Here is an 18,546-nt window from a genome sequence, read left to right as displayed (position 1 = left end):
TAGGATTTAAATCTGTGAAAGGAAGAAACGTTGGGTCTGCAACCCAACGTTTACCAGGAATTTGTGTATATGTATATAAGTTAATTAATCATCATCCTGATCTTGTTGCTGCTTGCCAAGTCCTTGTGCATCCCTTCCGCCTGCTGCATTTCTGATTTCAGTATGCCTGATTTGCCCGCCTAAATGCGCTGTTTGCGCCATCAGGCTACTTGAGGCAATAGCTAACAATAAAACCACCACTTTAAGAACACGGGCAACCATGGTCTTCTGGAAAGAAAGCAGTGCAGCTAACGCTAAAATTCCTGCAGCAACAATAGAAGCCATTGCAAGTTTTGCTATTTCTTCATGCTTTTCAATAATGGCTTCAGAAACCCCGGGCATTCGTTCAATTGCTTCTTCTGTACCCTCTCCCGTAAAGAATACAGGTAAAGAAGCAACGCCAGCAATGACAATAATGATATAAGATGTTTTTGTTAATGTAGTATTCTTAATCAGTAATGCCACAATAAACATTACCAATCCTGTAATAGACAAAATAATAGGCACATGCGTTAACATTAAGTGCATTTGAACACTATTCATAAAATAAGTTTTTGAATTAATAATGGGAAAAATCGGAAAAGAGGAATAGTAAGGCTACACCCTAGGCGGATGGAAAACGCTGCCAAAATGTTGCTGTGGAATATAGATATCCTGCATCATTACTTTTGCTGGTATCTCAAGATCTATATAGAAATCATTTATTATGCTGTTGGGCATAATAGCAACACCAATATTTTGCTGCACTATATTTTTAAATGGCAATTGTTCGTCTTCAGCTTTATCAGCATCATTGTGTTCCGTAGAATAGTGATCCTGCAGAAATTCTAAAAAAGATATCTTATCCCGTTGCATATGGTTGTAGAAGTGCTCAATCAAAACAGGCAATTTCAGTATTTGTCCTAAAGGTGTTTGAGTAACAATAAGAAGAAACAAAAATATGATTGCAATACTCTTCATAACCAGTATAAATTTATCGAGTTACAACACTCTTTTTGTTGATTTTTATCATGCGTGATTTAAAATTTTGCCAATTATGTAAACCATATAGCCATCACAGCCATACAGCGCAATAGCCAACTAAACGGACTTTGCATGGCACTGTACTCTCAATTACAAGAATGTTGTTAAACACATAAGTACCAAGGCTGAGCTTAGCAATCCAAACCAAATTTTATTAGCAGAAGGAGGTACTACATTTATTGATGCTTTCTTTCAGTGTGAGAGCAGATGCTGAAACGAGTTCTGCATGACAGAAGAAGTCTTTACTTCTAACAGTCAGATTGAAAGAGTTAGTGCCCTTCGCAAAGCTCAGGTTGACAAAATATAAGTGGCATTATTATAGCAATCAGATTTGTAGTGTAGCTCTCTGAGATTCTTCACTGCGTTTAGAATGACAAAGGCAAGAGGGTTATGAATTGCGGTCTAGTTGCTGATGCATGCCTTTGAGATATTCTACTTCGCTAATGTTGATAAAAGAAAAAGCACTCCTATAAAGGAGTGCTTTTTCATAAGAGTGTTTATTTTTTTGCTTTGTGTGTTGGCCACTCACCATTCGTCATTCACGCTGCATGCTATGCCTTACGCTTGCTTTTCTTGTCTTTCTCTGCAGGCACAGCGGCTGCAGGAGCAACCGTTTTATCTAAGGATGCAGGCAATGGCAGCTCCTTGGTTTCAGGTTGCCAGCTGATATTAGCAATCCACCAACGGTTGTTTGTCTTTACTAATGTTACATAGTTAACACCGCGTTGTTGTACCGGGCCACTAGGCTCAAAGCGGAATTGATAGGATGTTTGTACAGTAGCTACATTACCATACTCTAATACATTGCGCTTCAGCTCCTCTTCATAAAAACCACTTTCCTCAAAATGCGACTTGTTGTTGCGCTGGTATTGTACAGGCGTAAAGGTGCGGAACTGGCCAGCCGCTGTTATAGCACCCATTTTAGCTTCTGGCAAAAACAGGCTATGGAAACGATCCCAGTTGCGCGGACCCGCCGCTCCAGAGATCACATCGTATAAAGCCTTTACAATGGCATCAATGCTATTCACATCTGCGGGGTTAGCTGTAGGCGCTACGGCCAATGCGGTTTGCGGAGCTGTTAACCAAGCCTTCTGCACCAATTGCTGCTCGGGCGTTGGGTTTGGCATCAACTCCAGTTTATTCAATTCTGCTTCGGTTACCTTAGCAATAGGAGCTGAAAGCATTACCGTATCGATTGCATTGTTAGCGTTCTTACGACCAACCATAACCGTAAGTGGATCACCTTCCTTCATCACCTTTTTAATATTTGCTACCACATCACCCACATTCTGCATTGTAAGTGGCATATTGTTGATCGCATAGATCTCATCTCCTACCTGGTAACCCATCTTTTTACCAAACTCGTTGATCTGGCTGCCTCTACCCACTGTGATATGGCCTGCGGCATTTGGCATTAAGGCTATACCACCCAACGAAAACACCTGGCGCTCGGCACGGGGAGAGTATTTTACACCCGCCAATCCGAAATAATAATCATACGGAATAGGTGTTGGGCCCGCTACATATTTTTCCAGGAAAGCGCGCACTTCAGGATACGTTAATTCTTCAATAGCAGCGAATAACTCGTTGTCGTTGAAGTAGCGGTTACGACCATAGCGTACACCTAAGTCATAGGTCAAGTTGCGCAAACCATAGTTGCCTTTAGACAGATGTAATAAATAAATATCCAGCACAGCACCAATAAGGGCGCCTTTCTGATATACGTTGTTATACTCTTTTTCATATTTACCTGCAGCATCAACGCTCATTACTGTAAATGGCAGGGTATCATTGTAGTGTGTGCGAGAGTCGGTGATCTTACCAGATAGCTTATTCAAAAACTGCGGTACCGTATTCAGGCCATATTTTACCAATACGTGGTGTGCCGTGTACTCTGTAACACCTTCGTAAAGCCATAGATGCTTCGACAATACCACATTATCCCAGTTGAACTCTTTTACCTCTTTAGAAGAGATCGTCAATGGAGTAACAATATGGAAGAACTCGTGTGAAGAAATGTCCACGATGCTTTCCTTCTGCATGGATTGTGGCACCTCGTACAGATAGTAGAACGATGAAGTGTTGTGTTCCAGTGCACCTCCCAATCCCATTGGGAACGAAGATTTAGTCGTAGGATCTTTAAAGTAGTAGAGGAAAGCATATTTATCGGCTGGCAGTTTACCACCCAAATATTGACGTGCTGCATCCAGCAGATCGCTCATCCAATCGGCTATTTGCTTAGCGTGGATCTTTTGATTAGGAGAGTATACAGAAACCAGCACCTGGCAATTTCCCACTTTTACTGTAGCAGTATCTGGCACAGTATACATAATTGGTGCATCGTACAGATCGTCAATATTGTTAACCTTAAAGACATCGCTGGTAGGTGTAGACGCTACCGGGCTAAGGCTGGTAGAGGCGTATAGTTCTTTAGGCTTTGAGATGTTTACTTCAAAAGGCAGTTTGGTTAAACCCTCAAAAAAGCCAAACACACCTGGCGAATGCACTACAATATTCTTACCTTCTTCAAAATTGGTAGCTGCCATTGGGTATATATTGTGTTTGATATCGGCATCAAACACATCATCTACCGTATAAGTAACCTTGATTAAACTGGTAGCATTGGCAATCTTCCACTGGTTGTCGTTCAGTTTGGTTACAGCAAGCGCTTTACCGTTTTTATCAAAGGCCTTTACATTAGAAATGAACTTTCCGTAATCGCTAATGGCATAGGTACCAGGAATGATCTTAGGAAAGGAGAATGTAGCTGTTGGAGTGGTCAGCTTAGGCGTTACCAGCGTTACGGCCACTTGGTCATTGGTAATTGCGTTTAGGTCGACCGCGTACTGATAACCGTTTTGTGCCATGCCGCTTGTAGCTGTCAATAAGGCTGCTGCAGAGAGGGCATGCTTAAATAATGACTTCATAAAATTGAAAAACAAGTTTGAAGCGGCTAAGAAACGAAAGGCTGGCCAATTTTCGGTGACCATTTATCATAAAATGGTGAGTAGCGAGTGGTGAATGGTGAGTTGGAGCTGCGAGCTATGAGCTGTGAGCTGCGAGGAAGAAAATAGATTTACAAGGTGAAAGGAAGACTCACGGCAGAAGGCCAGCTTATCTGAGAAGCGTTGAGTAGTATGTAATAAAACGACAGATGAAGCAATGTGAAGGTAGATATGGATCAGTAATGGTTGGTAAGCGATAATCATTCTCTGCCAACTGTCTTCTGTCAACTGCCAACTAAAGTGACTTCTTCATCAGCCAATCGCGTTGCAGATCTCGACCCAGCAGGAAATCCCACTCCGTAAACTTTTCAAAGCCCCATTTGTGGTAAAAGTCAATAGCGCGCTGGTTGCGCTCCCAGACGCCCAGCCAGATCATTTCCTTTCCCATGGCCCTGGCCTTATCTATACAGGCCTGCATCAGCGCACGGCCTATTCCTTTCCCGATCATAGCCGTTACAGCATACAGCCGGGCTATTTCCATGGCATTTTTGGTGCCCAGGCTTTTAGGTTGTTTGCCTTCACGTAGTTTGGCATACCCAGCCACCTCCCCATTGTTATAAGCCAGAAGGAAGATATTGCCTGGCGCCCCTACTTCCAGAACCAGACGACCCTTTGTGAACTGTTTGTTTAAAAACATGTCCATATCCTCCTTCTTATTATCGGCTGCAAAGGTGTCGTAAAAGGTTTGCTGACTCAAATCTGCAATCAGCATCGCATCGTCCTTGGTAGCTTCCCGAATGGTCAAGTTCATAGCTGAAATTTACACGCTATCTGGATATTTTATTATTTTACTTCTTTTTAAAAACGATAAGGGCAAGCGGAATTATAAGGCCGGGAGCTAAAGGGTTAGTTGCGCAGAAGGAATGCTTTATACATTAATGGTATACTTATGAAACCTTCTTTTAAAACCATTGTTTCTATTTGCAGTTTTTTAATACTGTCCTGCAGCTTCAAAAGCAAGAATATCGGCAATATAATGTGGCCATTTGACATTAGGCAAAACCTACCTGTTCGGCAACCACCTACCTGTGATACGTTCTTGTACAAAACGCTACATTTTGAAATTAATCATGAACAAGATATTGATACATCTCAGTTTGGTTTTGTGATTTCTTCCAGTTGGCCATTATACTCAGGTAATTACACTGAAAAGCTGGTTATAGATAGTATACCCTTCTGCCTTAGTGATAAGAGTCCACAGCCCCTTAAGTGTTATTTAGTGGATAAGAAAAACAGAATATCTTATCAGTTTCAATCAAAGCACTACTTCGACCTATTTGACAGTAAAGTACAGAATATAAAAGTCAAACTTTATAGTAGCTATATTGAAGATAGCAGTAGCAATATGAAGGTTTCCATTAATGATGGCAATTGGTTTTATTAAGCAACGACAAATAAATAGTACGCTAAACCCGACTTAACTGCGCCAATATCTCTTCAAAACAATTCACATAAATCGACACGTGCCCTTCCTTGTCCCGGTAATGCATAACCGCGTTTTGTACTTGCTGTTCTACCGCTTCTGCATGTAATCGTATTACTGTCATATCTGCTGTTCCCCACCAATAATGTACAGGTTGTTGTATATCTGACAGTGCGAAACCAAAGTCATTGAAATAAGAGCGGGCCTCATGCACAGCTCCCTCTGCACTGTTCCGGCAGGCTTCTTTTAGCGTGAGCTGCGAAATTACCCGTATACCGTTTTTAAAATAAGCATAGTCTACATAAGGCAATCCTGTGATCCATTGGGGAGGCGCCTTTCTTACCCGCTGTTTCCGTATAATATTCATGCCTTTTTTTAGCATCCAGGGTGTATACTTAGCCAGCCGGAAATACCATTTGTTCTTGCCCATCAGTTGAAGTACGCCTTTGGCAAAGGGACGTGTAAAGCCGCAGACTATGGAAACCGATGAAATAAGCCGTGGATAATGGTGTGCAATAGCCAATGCATAAGGTCCCCCACCCGACCAGGCCAACACGGGGCAACTACTGACTCCTAAATGCTGTAATAGTAACTGCACATCAGCTGCAAAGTTGATAAAGTCACCCTTAGGGTTAAACGTAGATAGTCCCATACCCGGCCGATCTATTGCAATCAGAAACAATTCAGCTTTGTATAGCAAAAGATTGAGATCAATGTTATAGGCTCCTAATAACTGTGGTTCCAGGCGCGAGCTGGGTGTACCATGAAAATACAGGCAGGGCTGGTTCTCTGGCTCTCCGTACAAACAATAGCCGAGCTGTCTTCCATCCGGCAGTGTAAAGGTTTGGTTCATGCATTTAGGTATAGACAATTTGTACGCCACGGTATAGTTGACAGTGGACAGTTGGCAGTTGGCATCGGACAGCCTCACGTTTCGTCTTTCTCTATTCATTTCCCTTCTCATGGCTCGAAGCTCATAGCTAGTAGCTCTCCCTCTCACGTTTCACCTTTCACGTCTCACGCTCTCTGCTTTTAATGTCTAACTGTCTGTACTTTCGCAGCATGAACGACGAGTATTACATGAAGCAGGCACTAGTGCAGGCGCAGAAGGCTTTTGATGAGGAAGAAGTGCCTGTGGGTGCCGTGATCGTACTGAATAACAAGATCATTGCCCGTGGCTATAACCAGGTGGAGAAGCTCAACGATTGTACGGCGCATGCCGAGATCATTGCGCTTACATCAGCTTTCAACTATTTAGGCAGTAAATACCTGATGGATGCCACGCTTTATGTAACGGTAGAGCCTTGTGTCATGTGCGCCGGTGCACTATACTGGAGCAAGATCGGCCGCATTGTATATGGCGCTATTGATGAAAAGAATGGCCACCGCCGCGTTACCCGCGATGTATCACCCTTTCATCCAAAGACAGTTATAGAATACGGCTTATTACAGGAAGAATGCAGTCAGTTAATGAAGGACTTTTTTGCCATGAGGAGGAAATAGAACTAGGATTATAAGGATAGAGATGGATTTGGAGGAAAAGGAATATTGAACAAGGAACAAGGAATGATGAAGGAAGAAGTGAGGGAGGAATGTTCAATGCTCAACGCTCAATCATCAATGATTATTAATGAATAATTATTGATTATTTAAAGGATAATGTAAATAGAAAAGCACTCCACTTAAGGAGTGCTCTTTTTTATAAGCGGGTTTAACCTTTGGCTTTGTGCGGCAGGCCTTTCACGTCTCACGTTTGACGTTTCACGAATGCTCACCACTCACCATTCACTACTCACCTACTGATCCCACCACAGCTTGGTCAGCATATTTACATCCGGCACATGAGCGCCATTGCGACTGGTTTCTACAACCGGGTAGGCCGAGCGGCGGATAAATGAAGTTAGGACTGCATTGACAGGCAGGGTAAAGTCCTTGTACTTATAGTCAAACCGGCGGGCATCTACCCAAGCTTCCGGGTGCAGGAACATGACCACATATTTTTCCTTGAAGATCAGGTCTAAGGTTAAGTTGCTTTCACCCACGGATACTGTGGGATTATTAACATAGGCATCTCTTGCTGCTGCATCTACTTTCATCAAATCCATTTGTGCCCGCATACCTGCCAGGTAAGCAGCATAAGCTCTTGTCTTATTGCCACTTCTAAAGGCAGCTTCTGCTTCTATGAACTTTAGTTCAGAATAGGTTACCAGCCATAGTGGTGTAGCACCATCCGCAGAATAAAAACCTTTGCGTGTCAACACAGATTCTTCATTATTAGTTCCAGTGCCACTGCGGCCTTGTCCATTAGGCGTGCCCCTGTAATCGCCAAAACGGGTCAGGTTGGTGATCAAAGGCAAACGGGGATCCATTACACCAAATGTTTTACCATTAGTGGCGTCTACAAACTGCTGACTCAACCAGCCATCCAGGATCAGGTTGGCATTATCGCGCGCCACTTCATTCCAGGGATTAAATTCCTGAAACTCCGTAAGAGCAGCATTATCGGCATTAGACGTATACGCATTATCTACAGCTACCAAAATATCTGCAGGACTATACTTGCTGGTTTTTGAAAGCTGGTTTAAGAAGCGAGCCTTTAATGCATAGGCCGTTTTTTTCCATGCAGCTACATTACCTCTGTATATAAGATCACTAGCGGGATCCAGCGTGATCGTAGGTGTTGGCATGTTAAACGCTGCTAATGCTTCATCCAGTAACTTAAGCGTGGTATCATGCAAGGCCTGTTGATTATCATATGCAGGTATTACATTGTCTTTTCCTTTAAAGGCCTGGCTGTATGGAACATCGCCAAACATATTAATAAGCATATTGAGGTTCATTGCCATCGTTACCTTGGCTACGCCCAGATGCTCTGTGGCGCCTCTCTCTTCGGCCTGTTGCATCATGGCTTTTATATCGGTCATGGCACTATAGAAATCATTCCAGGTTGAAGACAGATCTTCTTCCTGGTAGGTATCCCTATCACTACCCGCATTGGGAGAAGCTAAGTATTGTACATAGTACGACGTAATGTTTCCCATGCGCTGCACATTCAGGCCTGTTTGAAGCGTAGATGTCACCAACAGGCTACTGAGAGAAGGATTGTATACCAGGTTAGGATTGGTATTAACGTCCAGGTACTTTTTACAACCCGCAAACAGTATACAGAAGATGATACCCGTATAGATGAATACTTTTTTCATGGTTTGCCGTTTAGAATGAAAGGTTTAATGTCACCATATAGCTCCGTGTAGCCGGGTAGGTAAACCCGGCAAAGCCATCGGCTAAGCTAGCGGCGCTATTAGAACTGGACTCTGGATCAAAGCCTGTGTAATCAGTACTCAACCACAAGTTGTTTCCGCTTAAGGCAATAGAAGCCCCTGTTATAAACTTCGTTTTATGTAATAAGCTTTCTGGCAACTGGTATGCTATCGTTACGTTACGCAGCTTTACAAACGAAGCATCTTCAACAAAGTTTTCTGAAACCCCACGGTATACGTTACGGTAAAAGCCATTGCCATAGTTCACACCATCTGGGCCAACACCCTGGCCCAACCATACAGGTTTTGTATTGGGTGATCCGTCGGATTTTACCCCTTCAAACACTACCGTTTCCCGCCTGTTCTCTGTATAGGTGGCAATACCAAAAGCCGCCATGAAGTTGGCCATCTGGTTATACTTTTTCAGTCCTTGCTGCGCATCAAACAAAAATGACAAGCTGAACTGTTTGTAGCGGAGATCGTTATAAATACTGCCTATCCAATCGGGTTGTGAGTTGCCCAAATACATCTGCTTGGTATTGATCACAGGAAAGCCATTAGCACCTATTAACTGCGGACGGCTGTAATCAATAAAAATTGGGTCTTCTTTCCCAGTGCCATAGTAGCGGGCATAGCTACGTCCAAACAAAGCACCCACTGGCATACCGGGAATAAACTTTTGGGTAACCGTAGAACTGAGGTAGCCAAACTGTGATAAAATAGGTACTTCTGTTAAGCCGGGATAAATCTCCAGTACTTCATTATCGTTATGCGTATAGTTTACGCGTACATCCCAGTTAAAATCTTTTTTCCGAACAGGTGTTCCATATAAACTGATTTCAACTCCCTTGTTACGAATAGAGCCTGCGTTCAGATAAATTTCTTTCAGGCCACTGGAAGTAGTTACGGCTACCGGTATGATCAGGTCTTTGCTCGTATTATTATAGTAGGTAAACTCAACTCCTATTCGATTTTGTAAAAAACGGGCATCTACACCTCCTTCATAAGACGTAGTGAATTCAGGTTTCAAATTGGGATCCCCTGAGCGATCGGATAGTGTTAACCCTCCCAATAACGGTGGATCTAATGGAATAAACCCTGTGGAGAAAGAATAAGGTGGAGCGTCCTTACCTATCTTGGCTACTGATCCTCTGACTTTAGCAAAGCTGATCCAATCAGGCAATGTCAGGTGTTGGGAAAGAACATAGCTCACACTTGCTGAAGGATAAAAGAAGGAACGGTTTTGTTCGGGCAGCGTAGATGTCCAGTCGTTCCGGGCCGTAAGTGTCAAGTACAAAAAGTCTTTCCAACCTAGTGTTAAGTCGCCAAATACACCAACAATGCGGCGGTCTTCTAAGTAATTGGACGCTGTTACTTTCCGTGCATTGTTCAAATTATAAAACGTAGGATCTGATAAGGTATCGCCAATGGTATATACGTACTTAAAGCGAGAATCAAAAAGGTCATGACCCAGCTTTAAAGAAGTGCTGATATTATCTGAAAGTTTAGGGCTTAGTGAAACAATTGCTGTAGAGTTGAGAATACGTCTATTGCCACGATACTCTTCTACAAAGCCCCCAAGGCCACGGCTTGGATCGTAATTGCGAAAATCACTGGCAGGATACAATTCGCCCGGTAATCCTTTAGGGCCAGGGGCGGTTTCTGTACGCACATCGCTTATTATATCACCTCCAAAGCGATAAGAAATATCCAGCCAATTTATAGGTGTGTAAGAAAAATTCACATTACCTATAAAGCGGTTCACATCATCTTTAAAGCGCCGGTGACTTACAACGAACATGGGGTTATCATTATCGACACCATACACTTTCATGGTACCCTCGGGTGTCTCATAGTCCATTACATCCCAGCGGGGTGCCCAGTAGGACAATTGCTCATTATAGCGGTCAGCGTTCACTCGGTAGCCGCCAGAGTTAATGTAGTTGGCCGATGCACCAAACCTGATTTTCTCTGATATTTTAACGGTGCTGCTGACTTTACCGCCATAGTTTTGATAATCACTAAAAGGTAAGACGCCTTGCTGATTGAGTTGCGATAAAGAGGCAGCAAAAGTGGCCACATCAGTTCCACCACTTAAGCTCAGTGTATTGCGTATTATGTAGCCATCCTGATAACCTCTTTTATAGTTATTGAATAGCTCGTCGGGGTGTGTAGGGTCCTGCGCCTTAGCCTCCGCTACAGTAGGTCCCCAGGAAGGCCAGAAACTGGTTTTATCATACACACCGCTATAGCCCTGCGTAAATGTTTTTTGTGTATCTGGAAACTTATCTACCTCATCAACACCATAAGTACTGGTTAAGTTGATCCGCACACGGCCTGCACGGCCGGACTTGGTAGTAATAATAATTGCTCCATTTGCTGCCCGTATTCCATACAGCGCAGTTGCGGCTCCGCCTTTTAATACTGTGATTGATTCAATATCATCGGGGTTAATATCTGCAGCACGATTACTTAAACCTTTCAAATCCTGCCCAGACCCAGCTGGCACATCTGTAGAGTTGTCGATTGGAATACCATCTACCACAAAGAATGGTTGGATATTGCGGTTAGGATCCAGAGAGTTCACACCGCGCATAATAATGCGTGCTCCTTGTCCAGGCGCACCCCCTGTAGAATTGATCTGCAAGCCAGTAGCTCTACCTTGCAATGCATTGACAATATTGGTTTGCCGGGTTTCTGTGATCTCACCCACATTTACCTGCTGGGCCGAGTAACCCAGTTCTTTCTGCTCCCTTCGTATACCCAGTGCCGTTACCACCACTTCTGCCATGGTACCTGTAGCCTGTAAGGCTATTGTATAATTATTGTTGGCACCTACAGCAATTTCCTGCGGCTGGCGCCCCGTATACGAAACAGTTAGAACAGGATTAGCACTGGTTACCGAAAGGCTAAACTGGCCCTTGTCGTTGGTAGTAGTACCATTCTTAGTCCCCTTTTCTACTACCGAAACAAAAGCCAGGGGATTACCACCTTCGTCGGTTACAGTACCAGTAATCTGTCTTGTTTGAGCAAAAGCGAGGTAAGGCAATACCAGAAAGGTAATTACCAGAAAGCGTAGCAACTTTCTCATTTCGCATGGTGTTTATGTTAGTAAATACAGTAGAAGATCTGTAGTATGGTAGACCAGCTAATAACGTCAAATGCTGCATTCTAACAAAAAAGCCTTGCGCATATACATACACATGACCCTAATCTTTTATTGTATGTATAAGCTAGCCTAAAGAAGAAAGATGGTATCAACAGGTAGTGCACAATATTCCTGTGAATGGTAAAAAATAAAGCCCTGCAATTGCAGGGCTTTTATAGTCACTCAATAATTCAATCTCTATTGATCCCACCAAAGTTTTTCGGCTAAAGAACTTACTGTCGGAACATTTTTCCCGTTCTTGCTTCTTTCTCCTACAGGATAAGCCAGTCGACGAATAAACGTAGGAAGGGCAGCATTTTGCGGAAGTGTAAAATCTTTGTACTGATAATTAAAACGGCGGGCATCATTCCACGTTTCCGGGTTAAGATAAGTAGCAATGTATTTCTCTTTCAGAATAAGGGCTCTTGTTAAGTTCGTTGCGCCTACGGAAGCTGCTGTTATATAAGCAGTCCGCTCAGCATCTGTTGCAGACACCTGCAGCTTGTCCATATTCGCGTTGATACCTTTTAAATAAGCACTGTAAGCTCTTGCAGGATCCGTAGCCAATGCAGCTTCTGCTTCAATAAACTTCAGCTCTGCATAGGTTACAATTAGTATAGGAGCTACATCGCTTGTCCATGGAGAACTTATAGCAACATAATTTTCATCTTTCACCGTGTTATTACCAGGCGGTCTATTGCCCGCACCATTCACGGTACCTATAAAAGTATTATTAACCGTAGGGTCTGTGATCTTCCTGATCCGGGGATCAAACACACCGTAAGTAGTACCGTTTAATTGATCGATTAGCTGCTCCGAAAGCCAACCGCCTAACGTTAAGCTGGCATTGTTTCGTGCTACCTGTGCCCAGGGATTTCTAAGCTGGAAAGAAGCCATACCGGCATCATCGGCGTTCGATGTATAGGACTTATCTACAGCAGCCAGAACTGAAGCAGCACTGTAGCCAGTGGTCTTACTCACTTTCAGCAACAATCTTGCTTTCAAGGCATAAGCCGTTTTCAGCCAGCTGGTACGCACACCTTTATGAATTAAATCATTGGTAGTAGACAGCTTGATTGTAGCGTCTGTTTTATTCAACTCTACAATAGCAGCATCCAACAGATCCATTTCTGTCTTATAAAGGTCTTTTTGAGAATCATATTTAGGTGTTAGTGTAGTGGGTTTGAATGCCTCAGAAAAAGGTGCATCGCCCCATAGGTCTGTTACTAACCCTAAATGATAAGCCAGTAATACATTAGCTACGCCCAGGTACTCACTTGAGCCTTGTTTAATAGCCAGGTCTTTCATGTCTGAGATATCAGCCATGGCAAAATACAAGGCATCCCATGTACCCGTTTGATCTAGTTCCTGGTAGATGTCGGAAGAAGCTGATGCGGATGGGTTGGCCAAGTATTGCACATAAGTAGAAGTAATACCACCTACGTTGTAATTATTAATCCCTGTTTTATGAGTTGCTGTACTTAGCAATGAGGCAAGAGAAGGCGTTGTAACCTGGTTAGGGTTGTCATTCAAATCAAAATAACCCTTTTTACAGCTTGGCAATCCAACAAGCCCAATAGCAATAAGCAGGAAGGTATATTTATAATTTCTTCGCATAAGTTTAAATTTTAGAATCCTACATTAATGGTGAATAAAAAGGTTCTGGCAGAAGGATACGTAAATCCAGCAGAACCATCCACATTGCTACCGCTATCTGCAGAAACAGACTCGGGATCTAAACCATAATACTTGGTATACAGCCATAGGTTGTTACCGGTTACAGAAACAGAAGCATTACGAATAAAGTTTTTAGGCAACCATGATGCAGGCAGGTTATAGGCTAAACTAGCAGAGCGTAAACGAATCCATGAAGCATCTTCAACAAATGGCTCAGATATAGCACGATAGTAGTTACGATAATAGCCTTCGCCATAGTTAACTCCATCGGGGCCAACCCCCTGCCCTAACCAAACTTTTTTTGTATTGGGTGTACCATCTGCCAATACGCCTTCAAACACTTTAAACTCTCTTCGGTCTGCAGTATAATCAGCAATACCAAAGGCGGCAAAGAAGTTATCAAGACGATTGAATTTTTCAAATCCCCAACGAGCATCTACTAAAGCAGATAGTGTGAAGTTTTTATAGGTCACCGTATTGCTGAAACCGCCCACCCAGTCAGGCTGAGAGTTACCCAATAGCTTTTGGCTTGAAACAGGCGCTAAAACAGGGAATCCATTAGCGCCAATAACCATTGGCAAAGATTTGTCGGTTCTTACTTTATCTTCTTCTTTCCCACCATAGTAACGCAACCAATGCGTACCATAAATATTTCCATAGGCCTCACCGGGTATCAATTTCATAGTAACAGGTGAATTCACATAACCACCACTGGAGCCGCCATAAGGAATTTCAGTCAGCCCTTCTCTAATGCTTAACACCTTGTTTCTGTTGGCAGAAAAGTTCAGGTTAGCATCCCATGTAAAATTGCTTGTTTTGATAGGTGTACCACGCAGTACCAGTTCTATACCTTTATTGCGCATGCTACCAGAGTTTACAGCCGCACGGACATAACCTATAGCGGAAGACACATTCACGTTAATGATCTGATCTTCACTGATAGAATGATAGTAGGTGGCATCAAAACCAAGGCGGTTTTTCAGAAAACTCATTTCTAAACCACCTTCAATAGTATTGGTAAACTCAGGACGTAAGTTAGGATCACCTAAGTTAGCTCCTCTGGTAAAGCCTGTTGTTCCGGCAGGCAATGAGCTATAAGCAGAATAGCCTGTGGATGTACTGTAAGGCAATGCATCCTTACCAATTTTTGCATACGAGATGCGAGCCTTACCACTGCTAATAAACTCAGGCAACTTCAATTGCTCGGAGAATAAATAGCTCAAACTGGCAGATGGATAAAAGAAGGAGTTGTTTGGTTTGCGAAGGGATGACGTAATATCATTTCTTCCGGTAAGTGATAAAAAGAGGAAGTTTTTATAATCGATAGTAGCTTCTCCAAAAAGACCCATCAGTCTATATTGGCTACTGTTATCACTAGACTCTAACACAGCTGCATTTCGTAGATTAAACCAGTCAAATACATTTAGCTTAGAACCAAGTACACCTCTTGAAGTAATTTCTCTGTCCAACAACTCATGTCCAAGACGTAAGGAAGAATTAAAGTTCTTACCCAGCTTAGATGTAAGCGTTGCCATAAAGGTAGAGTTAAGGGCTCTGTAATTGGTATTGTATTCACCCACATACCCTTCTGCATTATCATAAGAGCGCTCCCCGGTTATACCCCTAAGTCCTGGCGCCGTACGGAAACGGTTATCGGTATAAATATCACCACCTACACGGTAGCTAAAGTTTAGCCAGGAGAATGGCGTATAACCAAATGAAAGACCACCTACAAAACGATTCACTCTATCTTTCAACCGGTTGGTAGCCGCTCCATAAATAGGATTGTTAGTACCACGCCATAATTGCGTACCATCGGGGTTTAAATAATCCTGCACATTCCATCTTCCGGAGAAGTAAGCCAGGCTTTCTCCAAATCGGTCAGCATCATAACGGTAACCACCCGAATTGGTATAACTCATGTTGACAGAAGCTTTTAGCTTATTGCTGATCTTCACATCTGTATTTAAGCGCCCGGAAATATTTTTATAATCCGTAAAAGGCAACATGCCCTCCTGATCAAAATAAGATAAAGAAGAATAAAACTTAACAGTTTCAGATCCTCCTGTCATGTTAATGGAGTTACGCATTTGCTTTCCCGTGCGGTAGGCCTGCTTGTAGTTATCATAGATCTCATCCGGATGAGTGGGATCCGCTGCCACGTTACCTGGCCCTGTACCAGCTTTTGCTTCTGCAATCGTTGGCCCCCAGGCTGGCCCAAGACCAATTGGTGTGTACACACCTAATATACCAGCAGTATAGGTCCTTTGTATCTCGGGAGTTTTATTGATGTTCTCAAACCCGTAGGTGCTGCTAACGTTTACCCGTACGCCATCACCCTTGCCTTTCTTGGTAGTGATCACTACTACACCGTTAGCGCCACGCAAACCGTATAAGGCCGTAGCGGCACCCCCTTTAAGAATATTAATGGTTTCAATATCATCCGGGTTAATATCCGATGCCCTGTTACCTACTGTACGTACATTATAACCAGAGCCAGAACCTAAGGTAGACGTACTGTTATCCAGGATAATGCCGTCAATAACAAACAGAGGATCATTCGACTGCGTTACATCTATTGAGTTAATACCCCTGATCCGGATCGTTGCTCCCTGGCCTGGGCCACCACCTACGCTGGAAATAGTAGCACCTGCTACTTTACCTTGTAAAGCGTTCACCAGGTTAGCCTGATGGTTACGATTTAACTCTGTAGTGCCCACTTGCTGGCTGGCATAACCTAAAGCCTTTTTCTCTTTAGAGATACCCATTGCGGTTACAACCACTTCCGACATGGCACCGACAGTACTTAAGGAAACGCTGTAGCTGTTGGAATTGCCAACAGTCAGTTCATGCGACTGCATCCCCGTGTAGGAAAACACCAGTACAGGTTTTGATTTTGTGACACTAATGGTAAATGCTCCATTTTCATTAGTGGTTGTTCCATTCTGGGTCCCTTTTTCAATTACGGATACAAAGGGCAGGGGACTTCCTTTATCATCACTAACAGTACCCTTAATTTGCCGGGATTGGGCAGAGGAAAATTGCGGCAATAGAAGCAGGGCCATTGCCAGGCATAGCAGTAATCTTCTCATCTCTAATAGGGGTTTGATTGTTAAGTAATATATAAAATATTTTTTAATGTAGAGCTAGGGACAAGCCTTTTACTACAATCCATTACTCGCTTTTAAACATTACCTATGAGGGCTACTATTTGTAAAATACGCTATGCAGCACTTCAATCCCTAAAAATCATAAATAGAAAAGGAGCCTGAAACAGGCCCCTTTTCTATTTTAAAAGTAAGTAAATAACTACTTGCCCCACCATACACGGGCATTCAAATCATCAACACCACAATAAGAGCAAGAGCTTACAGCTGCTTTGTAGTTTGTTGAAAGGAAGGAATATTCTTTCCCTATTTAGCCGTTAACAGCCACTCTAAATAACAAAGCCTGACCGCACACGCGGTCAGGCTTTTATTTTAATGGTTTAGAGAATTAATAGCCAGCGTTTTGCTGTGCTCCTAAACCGGGGTTGGCATTGATCTCATCCTGCGGAATGGGCAGAATTACTTTTTGAAAAGTACGGTCAATAGTTTTGGGGCGAGAAGAAATGGTTAGGCCTCCAAATTCGTCATTGAACGTAATGGGCCGATTCAATCGCAACATATCAAAGAAGCGCTGGCCTTCGGTGAACAACTCTTTGCTTCTTTCATCCAAGATCATATCCAACGTAATAGTAGCCGCTGTAGCAGCCGCCAGACCAGGAGAACGCTTACGGATTTCATTGAGATATGTAGCTGCCAGATCTTTGTTAGAAGGGAAGGCTGCTTCTGCTGCGATCAAATAAATTTCCGAAAGTCGGATCACCTTAATATTTACGGCCGTAGATGAGCCTTTACCATCGCCATCAAGCGTCGTGCTGCCACTGTACTTGTAGGTAGCACCCATGCGGCTGGTACTGGTTTCATCAAAGCTCATAACACCCCATCTTACATCAGTTGGATCCTGCTTTAGCCTATTGAGGAAATAATCGCTGGCCATAAACATGCCTAAAGCTTGACTGCTACTATGTCCTTTGCGGCGCAGATAGATGCTTAAAGAACTGTTGCCTAAATCGCTCTCATTGGGGTAAATACCCAATTCGAAAATTGACTCAGTACCAAACTGTGCTTTCCATGAATTTACCCACTCAGCATTGGTGTACGACTTATATACCTTGTCTTTAATGATGACTTCCGCAGCACTCAAGGCTTCGGTAGAATTACCCATATTAAGATAAACCCTGGCCTGTATAGCTTTGTTGGCGTAGTAATTTAAATAGCCGTTTGATTTTGCCTTCGGCAGCAGTGGCTCGGCCTCTTTTAAATCCTTCAGAATTTGAGTATAATTCTCTTCCACAGTGGCACGCAGCGGTTGTGCTGTTGCAGCGATAGGTGAGGTGATATTAGGTACACCATAAGAAGACTTATCCAGCAAATAGGGCTTGCCGTAGAGACGCACCAGGTCAAAATACATCAGGGCTCTTGCTGTAAGGGCCTGCCCCTTGTAATTGTCAAAGTTCTCCGTGGTTCCTGCAGCTTTCAGCCGGTCAATGCTTGTTATAATGTTATTAGCCTGTAAAATAGTGTGATAGATTTGGTTCCAAAAACCCGAAAAGCTGCTGGATGTCTTGGAATGATTGAACGTGTAAAGAGCATCCAATCCCCTGCCCTGGGAATAAACGGCTAGATCGCCGCCCTTTACATCGCCATATAAGATAAAATCTCTTCCATAATAGGCGGAGCTGGCCATTTTACTCATAAGACCATTGATCATAACTTTTGCGTCTGCAGCCGTTTGTATAGCCGTTTCAGCATCACCTGCGTTGGTCGGCTTCACGTCCAGGAAATCCTTTTTACATGAGGTGAATCCTAACAGCAAAAGGGCTGCAAATAATATATTGTACTTTCTCATTTTAAAATCTTTAGAGGG

At 43.1% G+C, this 18,546-nt stretch carries 12 protein-coding genes; 2 read left to right on the top strand and 10 right to left on the bottom strand.

What is annotated here, in order from left to right; genetic code table 11:
- Positions 1-84: 84 nt before the first annotated feature.
- The 4 genes from SY85_RS18055 to SY85_RS18040 all read right to left on the bottom strand — a co-directional run bounded on the left by SY85_RS18055 (position 85) and on the right by SY85_RS18040 (position 4,818).
- Positions 85-582 (bottom strand): DUF2231 domain-containing protein, encoded by a 498-nt coding sequence (locus SY85_RS18055; RefSeq protein ID WP_066406271.1) that lies wholly within the window; start codon positions 580-582, stop codon positions 85-87.
- 54 nt (positions 583-636) lie between these two features.
- Positions 637-999, bottom strand: coding sequence for a hypothetical protein (locus tag SY85_RS18050; RefSeq protein WP_066406269.1), 363 nt, complete (start codon positions 997-999; stop codon positions 637-639).
- 614 nt (positions 1,000-1,613) lie between these two features.
- Positions 1,614-3,989 carry a M61 family metallopeptidase gene (locus tag SY85_RS18045; protein WP_082886572.1) on the bottom strand — a complete coding sequence of 792 codons (2,376 nt, stop codon included), beginning with the start codon at positions 3,987-3,989 and terminating at the stop codon, positions 1,614-1,616.
- A gap of 313 nt (positions 3,990-4,302) precedes the next feature.
- Positions 4,303-4,818, bottom strand: a complete 516-nt coding sequence (locus tag SY85_RS18040; RefSeq protein WP_071891035.1) for a GNAT family N-acetyltransferase — start codon at positions 4,816-4,818, stop codon at positions 4,303-4,305.
- A 138-nt stretch (positions 4,819-4,956) separates the two neighbouring features.
- Here SY85_RS18040 and SY85_RS18035 point away from each other — a divergent pair, with 138 nt between their 5' ends.
- Positions 4,957-5,451, top strand: coding sequence for a hypothetical protein (locus SY85_RS18035; protein WP_066406267.1), 495 nt, complete (start codon positions 4,957-4,959; stop codon positions 5,449-5,451).
- Between the two features lie 22 nt (positions 5,452-5,473).
- On the opposite strand, the gene SY85_RS18030 is transcribed toward SY85_RS18035, so the two are convergent.
- Positions 5,474-6,343, bottom strand: coding sequence for an alpha/beta fold hydrolase (locus SY85_RS18030; RefSeq protein WP_066406265.1), 870 nt, complete (start codon positions 6,341-6,343; stop codon positions 5,474-5,476).
- 209 nt (positions 6,344-6,552) lie between these two features.
- On the opposite strand from SY85_RS18030, the gene tadA reads away from it, so the two are divergent.
- Positions 6,553-6,993 carry a tRNA adenosine(34) deaminase TadA gene (tadA, locus tag SY85_RS18025; protein ID WP_066406264.1) on the top strand — a complete coding sequence of 147 codons (441 nt, stop codon included), beginning with the start codon at positions 6,553-6,555 and terminating at the stop codon, positions 6,991-6,993.
- Positions 6,994-7,286: 293 nt separating this feature from the next.
- Here tadA and SY85_RS18020 read toward each other — a convergent pair whose 3' ends face one another.
- The 5 genes from SY85_RS18020 to SY85_RS18000 all read right to left on the bottom strand — a co-directional run bounded on the left by SY85_RS18020 (position 7,287) and on the right by SY85_RS18000 (position 18,528).
- Positions 7,287-8,693 (bottom strand): SusD/RagB family nutrient-binding outer membrane lipoprotein, encoded by a 1,407-nt coding sequence (locus SY85_RS18020; protein WP_066406263.1) that lies wholly within the window; start codon positions 8,691-8,693, stop codon positions 7,287-7,289.
- A 10-nt stretch (positions 8,694-8,703) separates the two neighbouring features.
- Positions 8,704-11,841 carry a SusC/RagA family TonB-linked outer membrane protein gene (locus tag SY85_RS18015; protein ID WP_066406262.1) on the bottom strand — a complete coding sequence of 1,046 codons (3,138 nt, stop codon included), beginning with the start codon at positions 11,839-11,841 and terminating at the stop codon, positions 8,704-8,706.
- A 255-nt stretch (positions 11,842-12,096) separates the two neighbouring features.
- The gene (locus tag SY85_RS18010) at positions 12,097-13,515 is read right to left on the bottom strand and encodes a SusD/RagB family nutrient-binding outer membrane lipoprotein (RefSeq protein ID WP_066406260.1); all 1,419 of its coding nucleotides are present in this window, start codon (positions 13,513-13,515) and stop codon (positions 12,097-12,099) included.
- An 11-nt stretch (positions 13,516-13,526) separates the two neighbouring features.
- Positions 13,527-16,667: a SusC/RagA family TonB-linked outer membrane protein gene (locus SY85_RS18005; RefSeq protein WP_066406258.1), complete on the bottom strand. Its 3,141-nt coding sequence runs from the start codon at positions 16,665-16,667 to the stop codon at positions 13,527-13,529.
- A gap of 403 nt (positions 16,668-17,070) precedes the next feature.
- On the bottom strand, positions 17,071-18,528 hold the full coding sequence (locus tag SY85_RS18000) for a RagB/SusD family nutrient uptake outer membrane protein (RefSeq protein WP_066406257.1): 1,458 nt from the start codon (positions 18,526-18,528) through the stop codon (positions 17,071-17,073).
- Positions 18,529-18,546 lie beyond the last annotated feature (18 nt).

The organism is Flavisolibacter tropicus (genome assembly GCF_001644645.1).
In the GTDB taxonomy this organism is placed as follows: domain Bacteria; phylum Bacteroidota; class Bacteroidia; order Chitinophagales; family Chitinophagaceae; genus Flavisolibacter; species Flavisolibacter tropicus.
The sequence above is the reverse complement of the archived record's forward strand: the minus strand, read 5'-3'. Positions and strand labels throughout refer to the sequence as shown.